Source organism: Sphingomonas sp. SORGH_AS_0789 (assembly GCF_031453055.1).
Lineage (GTDB): Bacteria > Pseudomonadota > Alphaproteobacteria > Sphingomonadales > Sphingomonadaceae > Sphingomonas.
In genome coordinates this window covers 3,842,501-3,858,442 of the sequence record NZ_JAVIYV010000001.1, presented here as the reverse complement: position 1 = coordinate 3,858,442, position 15,942 = coordinate 3,842,501, and the positions used below count along the sequence as shown (strand labels likewise).

General features: G+C 67.7%; 14 protein-coding genes, 3 tRNA genes and 1 pseudogene. 8 read left to right on the top strand and 10 right to left on the bottom strand.

Features of this window, described 5'->3' with window-relative positions; all coding sequences use genetic code 11:
- Window positions 1-27: 27 nt before the first annotated feature.
- The 4 genes from nadA to QE360_RS17360 are packed head-to-tail and all read left to right on the top strand — an operon-like array spanning window position 28 to window position 2,973.
- Window positions 28-1,014, top strand: coding sequence for a quinolinate synthase NadA (nadA, locus tag QE360_RS17375; protein ID WP_309703576.1), 987 nt, complete (start codon window positions 28-30; stop codon window positions 1,012-1,014).
- On the top strand, window positions 1,011-1,847 hold the full coding sequence (nadC, locus tag QE360_RS17370; RefSeq protein WP_309703572.1) for a carboxylating nicotinate-nucleotide diphosphorylase: 837 nt from the start codon (window positions 1,011-1,013) through the stop codon (window positions 1,845-1,847). Before nadA ends, nadC begins: the two co-directional genes overlap by 4 nt.
- Before the next feature lie 26 nt (window positions 1,848-1,873).
- A complete protein-coding gene (locus QE360_RS17365; protein ID WP_309703570.1) occupies window positions 1,874-2,269 on the top strand; it encodes a hypothetical protein in 396 nt (131 codons plus the stop codon).
- Entirely contained in the window at window positions 2,266-2,973 is a 708-nt protein-coding gene (locus QE360_RS17360; protein ID WP_309703568.1) for a ribonuclease T2 family protein, read from the top strand. Before QE360_RS17365 ends, QE360_RS17360 begins: the two co-directional genes overlap by 4 nt.
- Before the next feature lie 8 nt (window positions 2,974-2,981).
- Here the strand turns inward: QE360_RS17360 and QE360_RS17355 are convergent, their stop codons facing one another.
- The 7 genes and pseudogenes from QE360_RS17355 to aroA form a co-directional block, all read right to left on the bottom strand.
- Complete coding sequence (locus QE360_RS17355) at window positions 2,982-3,401, bottom strand: DUF4112 domain-containing protein (RefSeq protein WP_307104471.1); 420 nt, start codon at window positions 3,399-3,401, stop codon at window positions 2,982-2,984.
- Between the two features lie 5 nt (window positions 3,402-3,406).
- Window positions 3,407-4,843, bottom strand: coding sequence for an ABC transporter substrate-binding protein (locus tag QE360_RS17350; RefSeq protein ID WP_309703566.1), 1,437 nt, complete (start codon window positions 4,841-4,843; stop codon window positions 3,407-3,409).
- 5 nt (window positions 4,844-4,848) lie between these two features.
- Window positions 4,849-4,932, bottom strand: a tRNA-Leu gene (locus QE360_RS17345).
- A gap of 111 nt (window positions 4,933-5,043) precedes the next feature.
- Window positions 5,044-5,358, bottom strand: a pseudogene (locus QE360_RS17340) (integration host factor subunit beta); the annotation flags it as partial.
- A 123-nt stretch (window positions 5,359-5,481) separates the two neighbouring features.
- Window positions 5,482-7,191, bottom strand: coding sequence for a 30S ribosomal protein S1 (gene rpsA / locus QE360_RS17335; RefSeq protein ID WP_307104474.1), 1,710 nt, complete (start codon window positions 7,189-7,191; stop codon window positions 5,482-5,484).
- 387 nt (window positions 7,192-7,578) lie between these two features.
- Entirely contained in the window at window positions 7,579-8,211 is a 633-nt protein-coding gene (gene cmk, locus QE360_RS17330) for a (d)CMP kinase (protein ID WP_309703562.1), read from the bottom strand.
- Entirely contained in the window at window positions 8,208-9,539 is a 1,332-nt protein-coding gene (gene aroA / locus QE360_RS17325; protein WP_309703560.1) for a 3-phosphoshikimate 1-carboxyvinyltransferase, read from the bottom strand. Before aroA ends, cmk begins: the two co-directional genes overlap by 4 nt.
- A gap of 95 nt (window positions 9,540-9,634) precedes the next feature.
- Here aroA and QE360_RS17320 point away from each other — a divergent pair, with 95 nt between their 5' ends.
- From QE360_RS17320 to QE360_RS17310, 3 genes are all read left to right on the top strand, one after another.
- Window positions 9,635-9,958 (top strand): TIGR02300 family protein, encoded by a 324-nt coding sequence (locus QE360_RS17320; protein ID WP_307104832.1) that lies wholly within the window; start codon window positions 9,635-9,637, stop codon window positions 9,956-9,958.
- An 87-nt stretch (window positions 9,959-10,045) separates the two neighbouring features.
- Window positions 10,046-10,121: transfer RNA gene (locus QE360_RS17315), tRNA-Ala, on the top strand.
- A 72-nt stretch (window positions 10,122-10,193) separates the two neighbouring features.
- Window positions 10,194-10,269 (top strand) — tRNA-Ala (locus QE360_RS17310).
- A 248-nt stretch (window positions 10,270-10,517) separates the two neighbouring features.
- On the opposite strand, the gene QE360_RS17305 is transcribed toward QE360_RS17310, so the two are convergent.
- From QE360_RS17305 to QE360_RS17295, 3 genes are all read right to left on the bottom strand, one after another.
- Window positions 10,518-11,978 carry a globin-coupled sensor protein gene (locus QE360_RS17305; protein ID WP_309703558.1) on the bottom strand — a complete coding sequence of 487 codons (1,461 nt, stop codon included), beginning with the start codon at window positions 11,976-11,978 and terminating at the stop codon, window positions 10,518-10,520.
- A gap of 153 nt (window positions 11,979-12,131) precedes the next feature.
- The gene (locus QE360_RS17300) at window positions 12,132-14,147 is read right to left on the bottom strand and encodes a M3 family metallopeptidase (RefSeq protein ID WP_309703556.1); all 2,016 of its coding nucleotides are present in this window, start codon (window positions 14,145-14,147) and stop codon (window positions 12,132-12,134) included.
- Window positions 14,144-15,295, bottom strand: a complete 1,152-nt coding sequence (locus tag QE360_RS17295; protein ID WP_309703554.1) for a pyridoxal-phosphate dependent enzyme — start codon at window positions 15,293-15,295, stop codon at window positions 14,144-14,146. The genes QE360_RS17300 and QE360_RS17295 overlap by 4 nt, the downstream gene beginning before the upstream one ends.
- Before the next feature lie 111 nt (window positions 15,296-15,406).
- Here QE360_RS17295 and QE360_RS17290 point away from each other — a divergent pair, with 111 nt between their 5' ends.
- A complete protein-coding gene (locus tag QE360_RS17290; RefSeq protein ID WP_309703552.1) occupies window positions 15,407-15,874 on the top strand; it encodes an Lrp/AsnC family transcriptional regulator in 468 nt (155 codons plus the stop codon).
- The last annotated feature ends 68 nt before the right edge of the window (window positions 15,875-15,942 follow it).

Genomic DNA, 15,942 nt, shown 5'->3' with positions numbered 1-15,942 from the left:
CACCGCCTTGCGCTTAGGGGAGGAAACATGACCATCCAGACGAATCTGACGGGCCTCGACCTGCGCGCCGAGATCGACCGGCTCCGCAAGGAACGCAACGCCGTCATCCTCGCCCATTATTACCAGAAGCCCGAGATTCAGGACCTGGCCGATTTCGTCGGCGACAGCCTGGACCTCAGCCGCAAGGCGCAGGCGACCGATGCGGACGTCATCGCCTTTTGCGGCGTGCGCTTCATGGCGGAGACGGCCAAGATCCTGTCGCCCGACAAGATCGTCGTGCTGCCCGACATGGCGGCCGGGTGCAGCCTGGAGGATAGCTGTCCCCCCGAGCAGTTCGCCGAGTTCCGCGCGCAGCACCCCGACCATATCGCGCTGACCTATATCAACTGCTCGACCGAGGTGAAGGCGCTGTCCGACATCATCGTGACGTCGTCCTCCGCCGAGCAGATCCTGGCGCAGATCGACCCGGCACAGAAGATCATCTTCGGCCCCGACCGCAATCTGGGCGGCTATCTGGCGCGCAAGACGGGGCGTGACATGCTGCTATGGCCGGGCGTGTGCATCGTGCACGAGGCGTTCAGCGAAACCGAGCTGCTGAAGCTGCGCGCCGAGCATCCCGATGCGCCGATCGCCGCGCATCCCGAATGCCCCGCCGTCATCCTGGATCACGCCGATTATGTCGGCTCGACGCGCGGCATCCTGGAATTCGCGCAAGGTATCACCGGCGACACGCTGATCGTCGCGACCGAACCGCACATCATCCACCAGATGCAGAAGGCGATGCCGGGCAAGACCTTCATCGGCGCCCCCGGCGCGGACGGCAACTGCAACTGCAACATCTGCCCGTACATGGCGCTGAACACGATGGAGAAGCTGTACCTCGCGCTGCGCGACCTGACCCCGCGCGTCGAGATCGAGGAGGGGCTGCGGCTCCAGGCCAAGAAGAGCCTCGACGCGATGCTGACGCTGGCGAGCGGGACGGTTGGCAAGGGCGACCTGGGCCCGCGTTCGTGATCGAGGGCTTCGACCTCGACGGCTTCGTCACCACGACGCTGGCCGAGGATATGGGGCCGGGCGGCGACATCACCTCCGCCGCCGTCATCCCGGCGAGCGCCCGGTTCGTCGGCACGATGGCCAGCCGCGATGCGATCACCGTCGCGGGGCTGCCCATTGCCGAGGCGTTCTTCCGCCGCCTCGACCCCGAGGTCGCGATCGAGCGGCTGGTCGAGGACGGCGCGGCCGTTGCGCCGGGCACCGCGCTGCTCCGCCTGTCGGGCCAGGCCCGCGCGATGCTGACCGCCGAGCGGTCCGCGCTCAACACCGTCCAGCACCTGTCGGGCATCGCAACGATGACGGCGGCCTATTTCGCGGCCATGGCGGGGACGGGGGCGACGCTGCTCGACACGCGCAAGACCATCCCCGGCCTGCGCCTGCTGGAGAAATACGCCACCCGCATGGGCGGCGCGCAGAACCACCGCATGGGCCTGTGGGATGCGGCGATGATCAAGGACAATCACGTCGCGGTCGCGGGCGGCATCGGCCCGGCGGTCGCGGCGGCGAAGGCGGCCGGGATCGCACGGATCATCGTCGAGGTCGATACGCTCGACCAGATCGAACCGGCCCTGGCGGCAGGCGCGACGCACCTGCTGCTCGACAATATGGGCCCGGCGATGCTGGCCGAGGGCGTCGCCAAGGTCGCGGGCCGCGTGCCCACCGAGGCATCGGGCGGCGTCCGTCTGGACACGATCCGCGCGCTGGCGGAGACGGGCGTGACCTATGTCAGCGTCGGTCGCTTGACCCAGTCCGCCCCGGCGGCGGATATCGGGCTGGATTTCGCCGCGGCCTGAGCCGTGGCCTGAAGAGGGGAAAGGTCTTGCGACCCAAATCGGTGATCCTGGGCGAGCGGCTGTCGTTGCTCGCCATCCTGTTGCTGGTGGTGCTGGCGGGGCTGGGCTGGAACGATACGGTGGCGCAGGCGGGGGTCGGCATCGCGATCTTCGCCAATGTCCTGCTGATCGGGCTGTTCCTGCTGGCGACGCTGTGGACCACCCGTCTGGCGAGCCGGATCGGGCTGGGCCTGCTGATCGTGATGACCGTGCTCAACCTGCTGGGCTTTCTGTACCAGGTGTCGGTCGGCGCGCTGGCGGAGGGGGTGTTCGGCGTGCTGACGGCGGTGCAGGCGGCGGCGTCGCTGGTCGCGGTGGTGATGATGCTGCGGCCCAATGCGCTGGCCTGGTATCGCGCCAAGGCCGAGGAGAACGAAGCATGAAGACGATCCTGATCGGGCTGGCGATGCTGGCCGCACCGCAGATGCTGTCGGCGCAGACGCTGCAATGCACCGCCCCCTCGGGGCCGCAGCGCATCCGCCCCGACCTGCCCAGCGCCAGCCAGCCGACCCGCGTGCTGCCTATCGGCAGCTATACGCTGGCGATCACCTGGAGCCCGCAATATTGCCGCGATCCGAAGGGCGACAGCCGCTTCCAGTGCGGCACGGGCAACCGTTTCGGCTTCACGCTGCACGGCCTGTGGCCGGATGGCGAGGATAAGGAGTGGCCGCAATATTGTCGCCCGGCCGCGATCCTGCCCCAGGCGGTGGTCCGCCGTCACATCTGCGCCACCCCCTCTGCGCAGCTGATGCAGCATGAATGGGCCAAGCATGGCACCTGCATGGCGGGCTACAGCCCGGCGCGTTATTTCCAGCAGTCCAATGCGCTCTATCACGGCCTGCGCTTCCCGGACATGATGGCGCTGTCGCGTCAGGGCAATCTGACCGCCGGTGACGTCGCGACGGCGGTGGCAGCCGCGAACCGGGGCATGACCGCGGACATGATGCGCGTCACCGCGACCCGCGAGGGCTGGCTGGACGAAATCTGGATCTGCCTGAACAAGGCGTTCCGCTATACCCGCTGCCCCGCGCATCAGGGCGGCCTGCAACCCGGCGCCTCGATCAAGATCTGGCGCGGTCAGCGCTGAAGGCCGGCTTATCCCTCCACCGTGACGGTGGAGGGATGATGCTTGTCGAGATGCTTGCGGATGATCCGCAGGTTGCGCGTGTTGGACCGGAACAGCACGTCCGCCGCATCTCCAATCAGCGGTACGAAGCCCAGCACCGCGTCGAACCCGACATTGGCCATCATCCGCGCCATCTGGAACCGTGACAGGCCCAGATTGCGCGCTTCCCATATGATGTAGCTGCCCAGCGCGGCGGCGGCGATGTCGCCTATCACGGGCACCAGCCCCAGCATCACGTCGAGGCCGATCGGCCGATTGATCCCCGGCAGCACGACGACGCGCTCCAACAGCCTTTCCATCGCCTCGATCCGTTGGCGACTGGCGGTGATCCCCTTGTCCAGGGGAAGGTTGTCGAAGATCGAGGAGTCGATGGAAGACGCTTTGGCCATGCCCCTCAATTGGGGTTGGCGCGCAGGCGGTTCAATGGATGCCAGGCGCGGCTGTTGGCCTGGAACTGGCGCAGTCGGCCGCTGACCAGCGACCAGCGCAGCGGACGCGCCAGCGGGATATAGGGCGTATCGGCGTTGAGCGCGGCATCGGCGGCGGCGATCGCCGCGCTGCGGGCGGCCAGAGTGGGCGCCAGCCGGGCCTGCTCGATGGCCGCACGGGCGGCATCGCCGCACGGCGCGCAGGCGGTGGCGAGATACCAGCGCGCGCTGTCGAAGGGGGCGACCGCATCGATCAGCCGGAGGTCGGCGGGCGCGTCCAGCGCGACGCGCTCGGGCACGATGCCGACCGAGAGCAGAGTCGCGCCGACCTGTCCGTACAGCATGTTCGCCCCCGGCCCTTGCGGCAGGGCGATGCGCAGGTGCACCGGCTGTCCCCAGGCCGCGACGCGCGCACGGGCGGCGGCGCGGCGTTCGTCCAGCGTCAGCAGCGCCCAGCCGGGGATTTGCGGCGGCGCGTCCGAATCCAGCGCATCGGGCAGCAGGCGGTCGCTGGCCTCCCAATTGGGCGCGATCGCTCCGAGCAATGCGGCCCGGTCGAACACGGCCGACAGCGCCTGGCGGTTCGCCGCATCCCGCAGAAACCCGTCCCGGCTGGCGATGGCAAAGCCGAACAGCCCGGCGGCGGGATCGACCCGCACCGCCGCCGGGGCGATCTTCGCCAGATCGAGCAGCGGCCAATTCTCGAACCGCCCGCCCAGCATCAGATCGGACGCACCGCGCGAAAAGCGAAGAATGCCCCGTGCGGCGCTTTCGCCGATCAGGCGGACATCGTCCTCCGGCGCGGGTGTCGCATCGTCTTCAGGCTCGGCGCGGCGAGGGTCGGGGATCAGGCGGAGCAAGGGCGGGGGCCCGGCCCGGACGATGCGGAACGGCCCCGTGCCATGACGCGCGCGGTCGATGATCGCCATTTCGGGCTGGGCGAAGAGTTTCAGCAGATCGGGGCGCGGACGCGACAGCCGGACCTCGATGACTTGCGGCGTCATCACGACGATCTCGTCGATGGCGGTCAGAAACGGCGCAAGCGGATTGCCCGAGCCGGGCGTGATCAGGCGGCGCAAGATCGGCACGACCTGTTCGGCGGTGACGGGCGACCCGTCATTCCACGTCGCCTCGCGCAACCGGAAGATATAGCTGCCGCCCTCGTCGATGACGATCCAGCGCTCGGCCAGCCCCGGCTCGATCTGCCCATTGGCGTCGAACCGCACGAGCCCCTGCGCCAGGGAGTCACGCAGCAGCCGATGCGGCATGTCGCCGCCGCTGGCATTGACCGGGTCGCGCCTCTGCGACGTCTTGTCGGGGGAGGGCCGAACCGCACTGACGATAACCGCACCCGTATCGGCCCGCCGCTCGCAAGCCGAAGTGGCAAGCAGCGCGCCGGTCAACAGGATGGTGCGGACGGCGGGACTCGAACCCGCACTCCATAGGAAGCCGATTTTAAGTCGGCAGCGTCTACCGGTTTCGCCACGTCCGCGCACGGGCACAGGAAGAGACGAGGTTGTCGCCCACGTCAAGCATGGACCGATCATCGGGGAGCAGGAACCTCACCCGATCCGGTCGGCCCGCCGCGTGGCGGCAAGAAGGATCAGGCCCCCTCGACGTTCAGGCGGGCGCGCATTTCCTTGCCGGGCTTGAAATAGGGAACGCGCTTGGCGTCGACATCCACGGTTTCGCCGGTCCGGGGATTGCGGCCGGTGCGGGCGCTGCGCGCGCGGGTAGAAAAGGCACCGAAACCACGAAGTTCGACACGACCGTTATCGGCCAGCCGCTTGGTAATCTCATCGAAGAAGATGGTTACGATCAACTCGACTTCGCGCGGGTTCAGCCCCGGATTGTGTTGACCGATTTTTTGTACCAGTTCCGAACGGATCATCGTCTTGTCCCAAGCTACAGACGCGCCGTTCCTAACCTGTGTTTCTCGCTGCTGAAAGCGATTTTATTATACGATTAAGCGACGGACTGGTTCCATTGCGTGCGAAACCGGGACACATCCGGCAAAGCGGATGTGTCCCGGCCTTACGGCTTACTTCTGGCCGCGCGCCTTCAGCGCTTCGCCCAGGATGTCGCCCAGCGACGCGCCCGAGTCGGACGAACCGTACTGCGCCACCGCCTGCTTCTCTTCGGCGATCTGCATCGCCTTGACCGAGAAGGTCGGCTTCTTCGAACGATCGAAGCCGGTGACCATCGCGTCGAACTTCTGGCCGACCTGGAAGCGCTCGGGGCGCTGCTCGTCACGGTCGCGACCCAGATCGGTGCGCTTGATGAAGCCGGTCGCACCATCGTCGCCCGCCTGGACTTCCAGCCCTGCGTCGCGGACTTCGAGGACGGTCACGGTGACGACCTGGTTCTTGTTCAGGCGATCGCCAGCCGCAGCCACGCCGCCGGCGACCGGGCCGCCGCGCTCGAGCTGCTTCATGCCGAGCGAGATGCGCTCCTTCTCGGGGTCGATGTCCAGGACCACGGCCTGAACGACTTCGCCCTTGCGGTGCAGGTTGAGGGCATCCTCACCCGACACGCCCCAGGCGATGTCCGACATGTGGACCATGCCGTCGACATCGTTGTCCAGGCCGATGAACAGGCCGAACTCGGTCGCGTTCTTGACTTCGCCCTCGACGGTCGAGCCGATCGGATGAGCGGCGGCGAACGCCTCCCACGGATTGGCCTGAGCCTGCTTGAGGCCGAGGCTGATGCGGCGCTTTTCCTGATCGACCTCGAGAACGACCACATCGACTTCCTGCGAGGTCGACACGATCTTGCCCGGATGGACGTTCTTCTTGGTCCAGGACATTTCCGACACGTGGACCAGGCCTTCGATGCCCGGCTCCAGCTCGACGAACGCACCATATTCAGTGATGTTCGTGACGCGGCCCGACAGCTTCGCGCCGACCGGGTACTTGGCGCCGGCGCCATCCCACGGATCGCTCTCGAGCTGCTTCATGCCGAGCGAGATGCGCTGCGTGTCCTTGTTGATGCGGATGATCTGGACGCGCACGGTATCGCCGATCGCGATCATCTCCGACGGATGATTGACGCGCTTGTACGACAGGTCGGTGACGTGCAGCAGGCCGTCGATGCCGCCCAGGTCGACGAACGCACCGTAATCGGTGATGTTCTTGACGACGCCGTCGATGATCTGACCCTCGGCCAGGCTCTGGATCAGGCCCGAACGCTGCTCGGCGCGGGTCTCTTCCAGGACCGCGCGACGCGAAACGACGATGTTGCCGCGCTTGCGGTCCATCTTCAGGATCTGGAACGGCTGCGGGATGTCCATCAGCGGGGTGACGTCGCGGACGGGGCGGATATCGACCTGCGAGCCCGGCAGGAACGCCACGGCGCCGTTCAGGTCGACGGTGAAGCCACCCTTCACGCGGCCGAAGATCACGCCTTCGACGCGGGCCGACTTCGAGAATTCGAGCTCCAGCTTGTCCCAGGCGGCCTCGCGGCGCGCGCGGTCGCGGCTGAGCATCGCTTCGCCGTGCATGTTCTCGACGCGGTCGACATAGACCTCGACCTCGTCACCGACCTTCAGGTCGGCCTTCTGGCCGGGGGCAGCGAATTCGCGGAGGGGCACACGGCCTTCCGACTTCAGACCGACGTCGATGACGGCCATGTCGTTTTCGATCGCGGTGACGGTGCCATGCACGACGCGACCCTCGAAGCTGTCGGCACCGCCGAACATGTCATCGAGCATCGCCGCGAAATCGTCGCGCGTGGGCTGGGGGTTGGTTGCCATAAAAGGGTTAGGTTCCTGAGAGTTTTTCGCCTCCGGTCGGGGATTCGGCCCCGGCCTTCGACGATGGCCGCGCCGACCCCATGTCGACGCCACCAGGCCCGAAGATGTGACTGAAACACGGAAAAGCGGCGGTCCGCGACAAATGCGGAAAGGACGCTGAGGGCAAGGCCCTGCGTCAGCCTCTCCGCGGAACAGGGTCCGCGAGCGCGGGTGCCTTAGCCGAAAATGGGGTTTTGTGCAAGGTGAGGCTATCCTCCCCGGCACGGGGAGGGGGACCGCCGCGAAGCGGTGGTGGAGGGGGCGTGCCGCATAGGTTTGACCTTTGGGGCTGGCCCCCCTCCGTCAGCGCTGACGCGCTGCCACCTCCCCATGCTGGGGAGGATTATGTTAGCGCCCCTTGGCCGTGACCTGGGCGTCGACGAACTGGATCGCGCGGGCGACCGCCGCTTCGATCGTCAGGCTGGACGTATCCAGCGCCGCCGCATCCGCCGCCTGGGTGAGGGGGGCCGTCGCCCGGCCGCTGTCGCGTTCGTCGCGGGCGCGGATGTCGGCCAGCACCTGCTCGAAGCTCGCGGTCGAGCCGTTGGCGGCCAGCTCGTTATGCCGCCGCCGCGCGCGGACCTGCGGGCTGGCCTTTACGAACAGCTTGGCGTCGGCGTCGGGGGCGATGACCGTGCCGATATCGCGTCCGTCGAGGATCGCACCGCCCGGCTGGTTGGCGAAGCGCTTCTGCCGCTGGAGCAACGCGGCGCGGACCAGCGGATGCGCCGACACGACCGAGGCGAGCTTGCCCGTCTCGTCATCGCGCAAGGCCGGATCGGCGAGCAGGCTGTCGTCGAAGCTGCACGCCGCGACCGCATCGGCCTCGCGCGTCGGGTCGAGGTGCATCGCGCGCACCGTCGCCGCTACGGCGCGGTAGAGCAGTCCGGTGTCGAGATGGGGCAGCCCGTAATGCCTGGCCAGCGCGCGGGCGATGGTGCCCTTGCCGCTGGCCGCCGGGCCGTCGACCGCGATGATCATGCCAGCGCCCCCAGCGACTCCAGCGTGTCGAAGAAGACGGGATAGCTGGTCGCGACGGGGGCCGCATCATCCAGCGTGATCGGATCACGCGCGTTCAGCGCGGCGATGGTCATGCTCATGGCGATCCGGTGGTCGAGCAGGGTCGCGATGGTCGCGCCGCCGGGGATCGGGTCGCCGCCGGTGCCGGTAACGGCCATGCCGTCCTCATATTCCTCGCAACGGACGCCGCACGCGCCCAGCGCTTCGGCCATGGCGGTGATGCGATCCGACTCCTTGACGCGCAGTTCCTCCGCGCCGCGTGCGATGGTCGTACCTGTCGCGAAGGCGGCGGCGACGAACAGCACGGGATATTCGTCGATCATGCTGGGCGTCAGCTCGGGCGGAACCTCGATCGCCGTCAGGGGCGCATGGCGGACGCGCAGGTCGGCCACCGGCTCGCCGCCGACGATGCGGGCGTCCAGTTCGGTGATGTCCGCGCCCATCATCTTGAGCGCCGCGATGATGCCGGTCCGGGTCGGGTTCATGCCGACATTGGTGATCGTCACATCGGCACCCGGCACGATCGACCCCGCGACCAGCCAGAAGGCGGCGGAGGAGGGGTCGCCCGGCACGACGATATCCTGCGGCTTCAGCTCGGCTTGCCCGCGAATCGTGATGATCCGACCTTCAGGCGAGGGGGTGACGGTCAGCTCGGCGCCGAAGCCCGCCAGCATCCGCTCGCTATGGTCACGGGTCGCGATCGGCTCGATCACCGTCGTTTCGCCCGGTGTGTTGAGCCCCGCGAGCAGGATCGCCGACTTCACCTGGGCCGAGGCGACGGGCAGGGTGTAGCGGATGGGCACCGCCGGGCTGATACCCCGGACCATCAGGGGCAGGCGGCCGCCTGGCGTGTCCTGGAACTGCGCACCCATCTGCGACAGCGGATCGATGACGCGGCCCATCGGGCGCTTGGACAAAGAGGCGTCGCCGGTGAAGGTGGCGGTGATCGGATGGCTGGCGACCAGACCCATCAGCAGGCGCGTCGAAGTGCCTGAATTGCCCATGTCGAGCGCGGTCTCGGGCTGGAGCAGTCCGCCGACGCCGACGCCGTGGATCACCCACACCCCGTCATCCTGCCGGACGATGTCGGCGCCCATCGCGCGCATCGCGCTGGCGGTGGCGAGCACGTCCTCGCCCTCCAGCAGGCCCCGGACCCGGCTTTGCCCGACCGCGAGCGCGGAGAGCATCAGCGAGCGGTGGCTGATCGATTTGTCGCCCGGAACGGCGATGGTGCCGCGAAGGGCGGCGGCGGCTCGCACGGTGCGAGGCTGGGGAAGAGTGTGCGCCATAGATGGCGCGGGCTTTTGACAGGGGCCTTGCGCTGTGGCAAGGCGCGCCCACTTTTCGCTCCGGCGGAAAACCCAATCCGAAAGGTATGAACGGCATGATCAAGCCGGAATGGGGCACGAAGCGTACGTGCCCGAAATGCGCGACGCGCTTTTACGACCTCGAAAAGGACGACCCCGTGACCTGCATCAATTGCGGGACGCAGTGGGAGCCCGAGCCCATCCTGAAGTCGAAGCAGCCCCTGCCGTTCGAGCAGGTCAAGGCCGAGAACAAGGAAGCCGACAGCGATCTGGCGGGCGGCGACGACGAGGATCTGGACATCACCGGTGAGGACGAAGAGCCCTCGCCCGACGATGAAGTCGATCTGGGCGGCGACGACGATCTGGGCGTCGAGACGTCCAGCGAGGACGACGAACACTAAGTCGTTCGACGGGGTTCGGCAGGGACCTGAAAAAAGTACTTGCCGAGCCCCGGCGGCCCCGCTAGTGGGCTGCCTCCACAGCGGAACGGGGCCGTAGCTCAGCTGGGAGAGCGTCGCAATGGCATTGCGAAGGTCAGGGGTTCGATCCCCCTCGGCTCCACCATTCCGCAGGAACGTCGGTAGCTAAGCTGCTGACAGGCTGACCCGCATCCCGCCGGGCCATGCCGACATCGATGGGGCCGTAGCTCAGCTGGGAGAGCGTCGCAATGGCATTGCGAAGGTCAGGGGTTCGATCCCCCTCGGCTCCACCATCCTTTCGACATCGCTGACAGCTTCAACCGCCCTGGTCGTCCATGGGTGGTTTTTCGCGTTGTGCGCCGTGGCGCGCGCCGGGCAAGTCCGGCAGGACCCGTCTGCTCGCGCGAAGGCGAAGGAATAGGGCTTCGCCAGGCGGCAAAGGCTGCCCATGCGCTTCGACTTCGCTCAGCGCGAACGGGTAGGGGACATGACGGCGGTCGCAACATTCCCCGGTGAATGGAAAACGCGCTGTCAGGCCCGATCAGACCGCCGCCAGCCGCCGCTGCATCCGGTGAACGGGGTTGGCGGCATCGCCGGTCATGTCGGTCAGCCGGAAACGGGCGACTTCGCGGGCCAGCGTCTCGGCCTCCAGCGCCAGCTTGCGCGCGGACGAGGTGGCCTGTTCGACCATCGCGGCATTGCGCTGGGTCACGCCGTCCATTTCGGACACCGCGGTGTTGACCTGTTGCAGCCCGATCGACTGTTGTCCGGCCGAGGCCGCGATCTGCGACACCAACTCGCTGATCTCGCCGATCCGCCCGATGATTCGCTGCAGCGCCTCGCCAGCCTCGTTGACCAGTTCGACGCCCGTGCCGACCTGATCGGAGGAAGCCAGGATGCGCGTCTTGACGTCCTTGGCCGCCTCGGCGGACCTCTGGGCGAGCGCGCGGACTTCGGACGCGACGACGGCGAAGCCCTTGCCCGCCTCGCCAGCGCGCGCCGCTTCGACCCCTGCGTTCAGCGCGAGCAGGTTGGTCTGGAACGAGATGCCGTCGATGACGCTGATGATCTCGCTGATTTCGGACGAGGCGCGCTCGATCCCGCCCATCGCCTCGACCGCGCGGCGGACGATCTGGCCCGATTCCTCGGCTTCCTGACGCGCCTCGCCGACGATCCGGTTGGCGCGCGAGGCGCCATCGGCGGTCTGGCGGACCGTGGTGGTGATCTGCTGCATCGCCGCCGCCGTTTCCTCCAGCGAGGCGGCCTGCTGCTTGGTGCGGTCGGACAGGTCGTCCGAGGCCAGCCGGATGTCACCCGACCCGATGCGGATTTCCTCGCCCGACTGGGTCACGACGCCCAGCGTCGCGCACATCTGGGTGCGCATCGCCTCGAAACTGTCGGCCAGCGCCTGATATTCGGTCGGCAGCCCGTCGAGCGAGGCGGTCAGGTCGCCCTTCGCCATCCGGTCGAACACCGCGCCGCAGCGTTCGATGACGGCTCGGCGCCCGGCCTGTTCGGCCTCGAAATAGGCGGCCAGCGCGATATCCATGTCGATCAGTGACGCCTTGACCAGCGCGGTCGCCGCCCGTGCACGCCGCCGCGCGCCGAAGGGCCAGAGCAGCCGCCCGAGGATCAGCTTGGGCAGGACATATTCCAGCATCCGCGCATAGCCGCTGATATACCAGGTCGGCGCCAGCCCGATCCGGGCATGGACCTGCCCGATATGGGTCGAGGAGGCGGCATAGTCGCGGTCGAGCGGGCGCGAGAACAGCTTGCGCCAATGCTCCATCTGCTTGTCGCGGGCATGGTCCATCCGCGCCTGCGACGCGAACAGCCCCCGGATCTGCGACGTGTTGGCGATGTGACGGTACAGCGCGGTCAGCGCCGCGGGGGCGTGCCGTTCGATCGCGCGCTTGACCATCGGGAAGGTGGCATAGCTTCGCGCATCATAGTCGAACGCCGCCAGCCTCTGCTCAAAATCAATATGTTCCGATCCGCTCACGGCCCATCCTCCATGCCACGCCCTGTTATGGCAAAGAGGGTTAAGAAGCCGTGGCGGTTACCGATGAGGCACAATTTTTTCCCGCAACCCACGTCGGTTACGCGATCGGCCCCGAAACGGGCCGGGCCGCCTGCGCGAACCCGGCCCCTGGGCTCAGGCGGCCAGCCCGTGATGGCGCAGCAGCGCATCCGGCTCCGGCGCGCGGCCGCGGAACGCGCGGAAATTCTCGGCGGCCGGACGACTCGCCCCGCGCGCCAGCACCTCGCGGCGGAACCGGTCGCCCGCCACCTGGCCCTCCTCGGCAAAGGCGGCGAAGGCGTCGGCCGACAGCAGCTCGGCCCAGAGATAGCTGTAATAGCCCGCCGCATAGCCGCCCGCGAAGATATGGGCGAAGCTGTGCGGGAAGCGATTCCATTCGGGCGGGCGAATCACCGCCACCTCGTCGCGCACCGCATTCAGCACCGCCATCACCCGACCGCCCTGCGCCGGGTCGAAGTCGCGATGCAGCCGCAGGTCGAAGGTCGCGAACTCGATCTGGCGCAGCAGGAACAGCCCGGCCTGGAACCGCCGCGCCGCCAGCATCTTGGCGAACAGGCCGTCGGGCAGCGGCTCGCCGGTTTCGACATGCGCGGACAGCTGGGTCAGCGTGTCGCGGTCCCAGGCGAAATTCTCCATGAACTGGCTGGGCAGCTCGACCGCATCCCATTCCACGCTGGAAATCCCGCCGATCGAGGGCAGGTCGACCTCGGTCAGCAGGTGGTGGAGCACATGGCCGAATTCGTGGAGCAGCGTGACGACATCGCCATGCGCCAGCAGGGCAGGGGTGTCCCCCGTCGCGGGCGGGAAGTTGCAGGTCAGATAGGCGATCGGCCGATGGAACCGGTCGGCATCGCGGAAGCGCGGACGGCACACGTCCATCCAGGCACCCCCGCGCTTGCCTGCGCGCGCATGGAAATCGCAATAGACGCCCGCGACGATCTCGCCGCTCGCATCCTGCACGTCATAATAGCGGACATCGGCATTCCACACCGACACGCCCGGCCGCTCGACCAGGCGGATGCCATAGAGCCGCTCGATCAGCGCGGTCGTGCCCTCCATGACGCGGGGCAGGGGGAAATAGGCGCGGATCGCCTCGCGATCGACGCCGAAGCGTTCGCGGCGCATATGCTCGGCGACATAGCCGGTGTCCCAGGGCTCCAGCTTGGCGATGCCGAATGTCTCGGCGGCATAGGCGCTCGCCTCGGCCAGTTCGCGCTCGGCCAGCGGGCGGGCTCGTGCGGCCAGGTCGGACAGGAAGGCCAGCGCCTCGTCGGCCGACTGCGCCATCTTGGTCTCGACCGAACGCGCGGCGGCGTCGGAAAAGCCCAGCAGCCGGGCGGCCTCATGGCGCAACTCCAGGATGCGGTCGATCCGGGCGCTGTTGTCATGGGCGGGATCGGCGGCCTGGTCGGAGGCGCGGGTGGCATAGGCCTTGGCGACGCGGGCGCGCAGGTCGCGATTGTCGGCCTGGGTCAGGATCGCCTGAACGCTGGGTTCGCGCAGCGTGACGAGCCAACCATCCAGTTCCTTCTCGGCGGCATAGGCGGCCAGGATCGCCTTGGCATTGTCGGTCAGGCCCGACAGCAGCGCCTCGTCGGTGACGTGCTCGCCCCATGCCTCGCTCGAATCGAGCACGGCATTGCCGAACTCGGTGGTCAGCTTGTTCAGCTCGACCCCGATCTCGCGGAAGCGCGCCTTGGCCGCATCGTCCAGCCCGACGCCCGACAAAGTGAAATCGCGCCGCGCCAGCACGACCGCGCGGGCCTCGGTCTCGGTCAGCGGCGCGAGGTCGACCCGGTTGAACGCGGCGAACAGGCGCGGGTCCTGCCCGGCCTCCAGCCCATATTCGGCGAGCATCGCCTGCGCCTCGGCATAGGCGGCGCGCAGCTCGGGGGTGTCGGCGACCGAATGAAGATGCCCGGCGGGCGACCAGCCGCGCGCTATCGCGAACCCCGCGCGCTCGCTGGCCAGCACGACATCGGCGAAATCGCTGGCGTTGGACCCGCCGATCCGGTCGGCGGCGGCGCGGGCGTCGGCTATCAGCGCCTGGGCGGCGGGGACCAGATGCTCGGGCCGGACGGCGGCGAAATCGGGAAGGTCGGTATCGGCGAGAAGCGGATTGATGGTCATTCGGCGTCCTTGAGCAACATCGTGCGAAGCGACATCTCGGCAGCGTCGACGCTTTCGGCAAGCCCCTGATGCGCCAACCAGCGCGGATCATGGTGGCAATCGGCATAGCGCGCGCCATGGTCGCAGATCAGCGTGGCGATCGATCCGGCTCGTCCGGCGGCGGTCATGTCCAGCGCCAGCAGCGCGGCGGCGACGAAGTTCGCGCCCGTCGACGGCCCCACCGGCCGCCCCAGGCACTCGCCCGCGATCCGCATCCCCGCGATCGACACGGCGTCGGGCAGCTTCATCATCCGGTCGATCGCACCGGGCAGGAAGGATGGCTCGACACGAGGGCGGCCGACCCCCTCGATCCGCGACGGGGCGGGGCAGCGCGCGGTGGGATCGTCGTCGCGATAGCCCTGGAAAAAGGCGCTATGCTCGACATCGGCGACACAAAGCCGGGTGGGCAGCCCGCGATAGCGACAATGCCGCCCGATCGTGGCGGCGGTCCCGCCGGTGCCCGCGCCCACCACGATCCATTCGGGAACGGCATGCGGCTCGCCCGCCATCTGGGTCAGGATCGCCGAGGCGATATTGTCGCAGCGCCAGTCGGTCGCGGGCGCGGCATTGGTGAACTGGTCGAGATAGACGCCGCCCAGCGCATCGGCCAGGTCGCGCGCCTCGTCATATAGGCGGTGCGGCTCGACCAGATGGCATTGGCCGCCCTGCGCCTGGATCGCGGCGATCTTGGCGCCTGCGGTGCTGGCGGGCATGACGGCATGGAAGGGCAGGCCGAGCAGCCGCGCGAAATAGGCCTCCGACACCGCCGTCGATCCCGACGATGCCTCGACCAGCGGGCGACCCGCGCGAATGACGCCCGCGACGATCCCGCCGATGAACAGCGACCGCGCCAGCCGGTGCTTCAGGCTGCCCGTCGGATGCGCCGACTCGTCCTTCAGATACAGGTCGACATGGGGTGCCGAGGGGAGGGTGACGGCCAGCAGCGGCGTTTCCGGGCAACGGCGCCGATCCCGGTCGAGCACCGCCAGCGCGGCGTCGACGAAATGCCGGTCGACCGGCTTCTCCGTGACGGCGATGCCCAGCGCATCGACTGCGCCCTGGATCGCATCCTCATCGGTGGCGGGGCGGGGGGGCGCGGTCATCAACATGGCATATTTTCCTTCGTTGCCGGAAAGGATATGCGGTTCTCATCGCGAAATCATACCAAAGTTGGCGGTTCAATCCGTGTTTGGTGTGAGAAAATCCCATGTGAGGGCCATATGATCGATAAAATTGACACCGCCATCCTCGCCCAGCTCCAGGCGGATGCCAGCCTGTCGGTCGCTGAAGTGGCCGCACGGGTGAATCTTTCGCAAAATGCCTGCTGGCGGCGCATCCGGCGGCTGGAGGAGGAGGGGATCATCCTCGGCCGGGTGGCGCTGCTCGATCCGGAAAAGCTTGATGCGGGGATGACCGTCTTCGTCAGCGTGCGCACCGCCGAGCATTCCGCCGCCTGGCTCGATGATTTCGCCAAGGCGGTGAACGACATGCCCGAGGTCGTCGAGTTCTACCGCATGGCGGGGGAGATCGACTATCTGCTCAAGATCCGCGTGGCCGACATCAAATCCTATGACCGGGTCTATAAGCGCCTCATCGAACGCGTCCGCCTGGTCGATGTCAGCGCCGCCTTCGCGATGGAGGAGATCAAGCACAGCACCGCGATCCCGCTGCCCCAGCCGCCCCGATGATATGGATTGCATTTTATGCAACTACATTTGTTGAGGTTGCAATTGCGTCAATCGCTGCTGCGATGCAC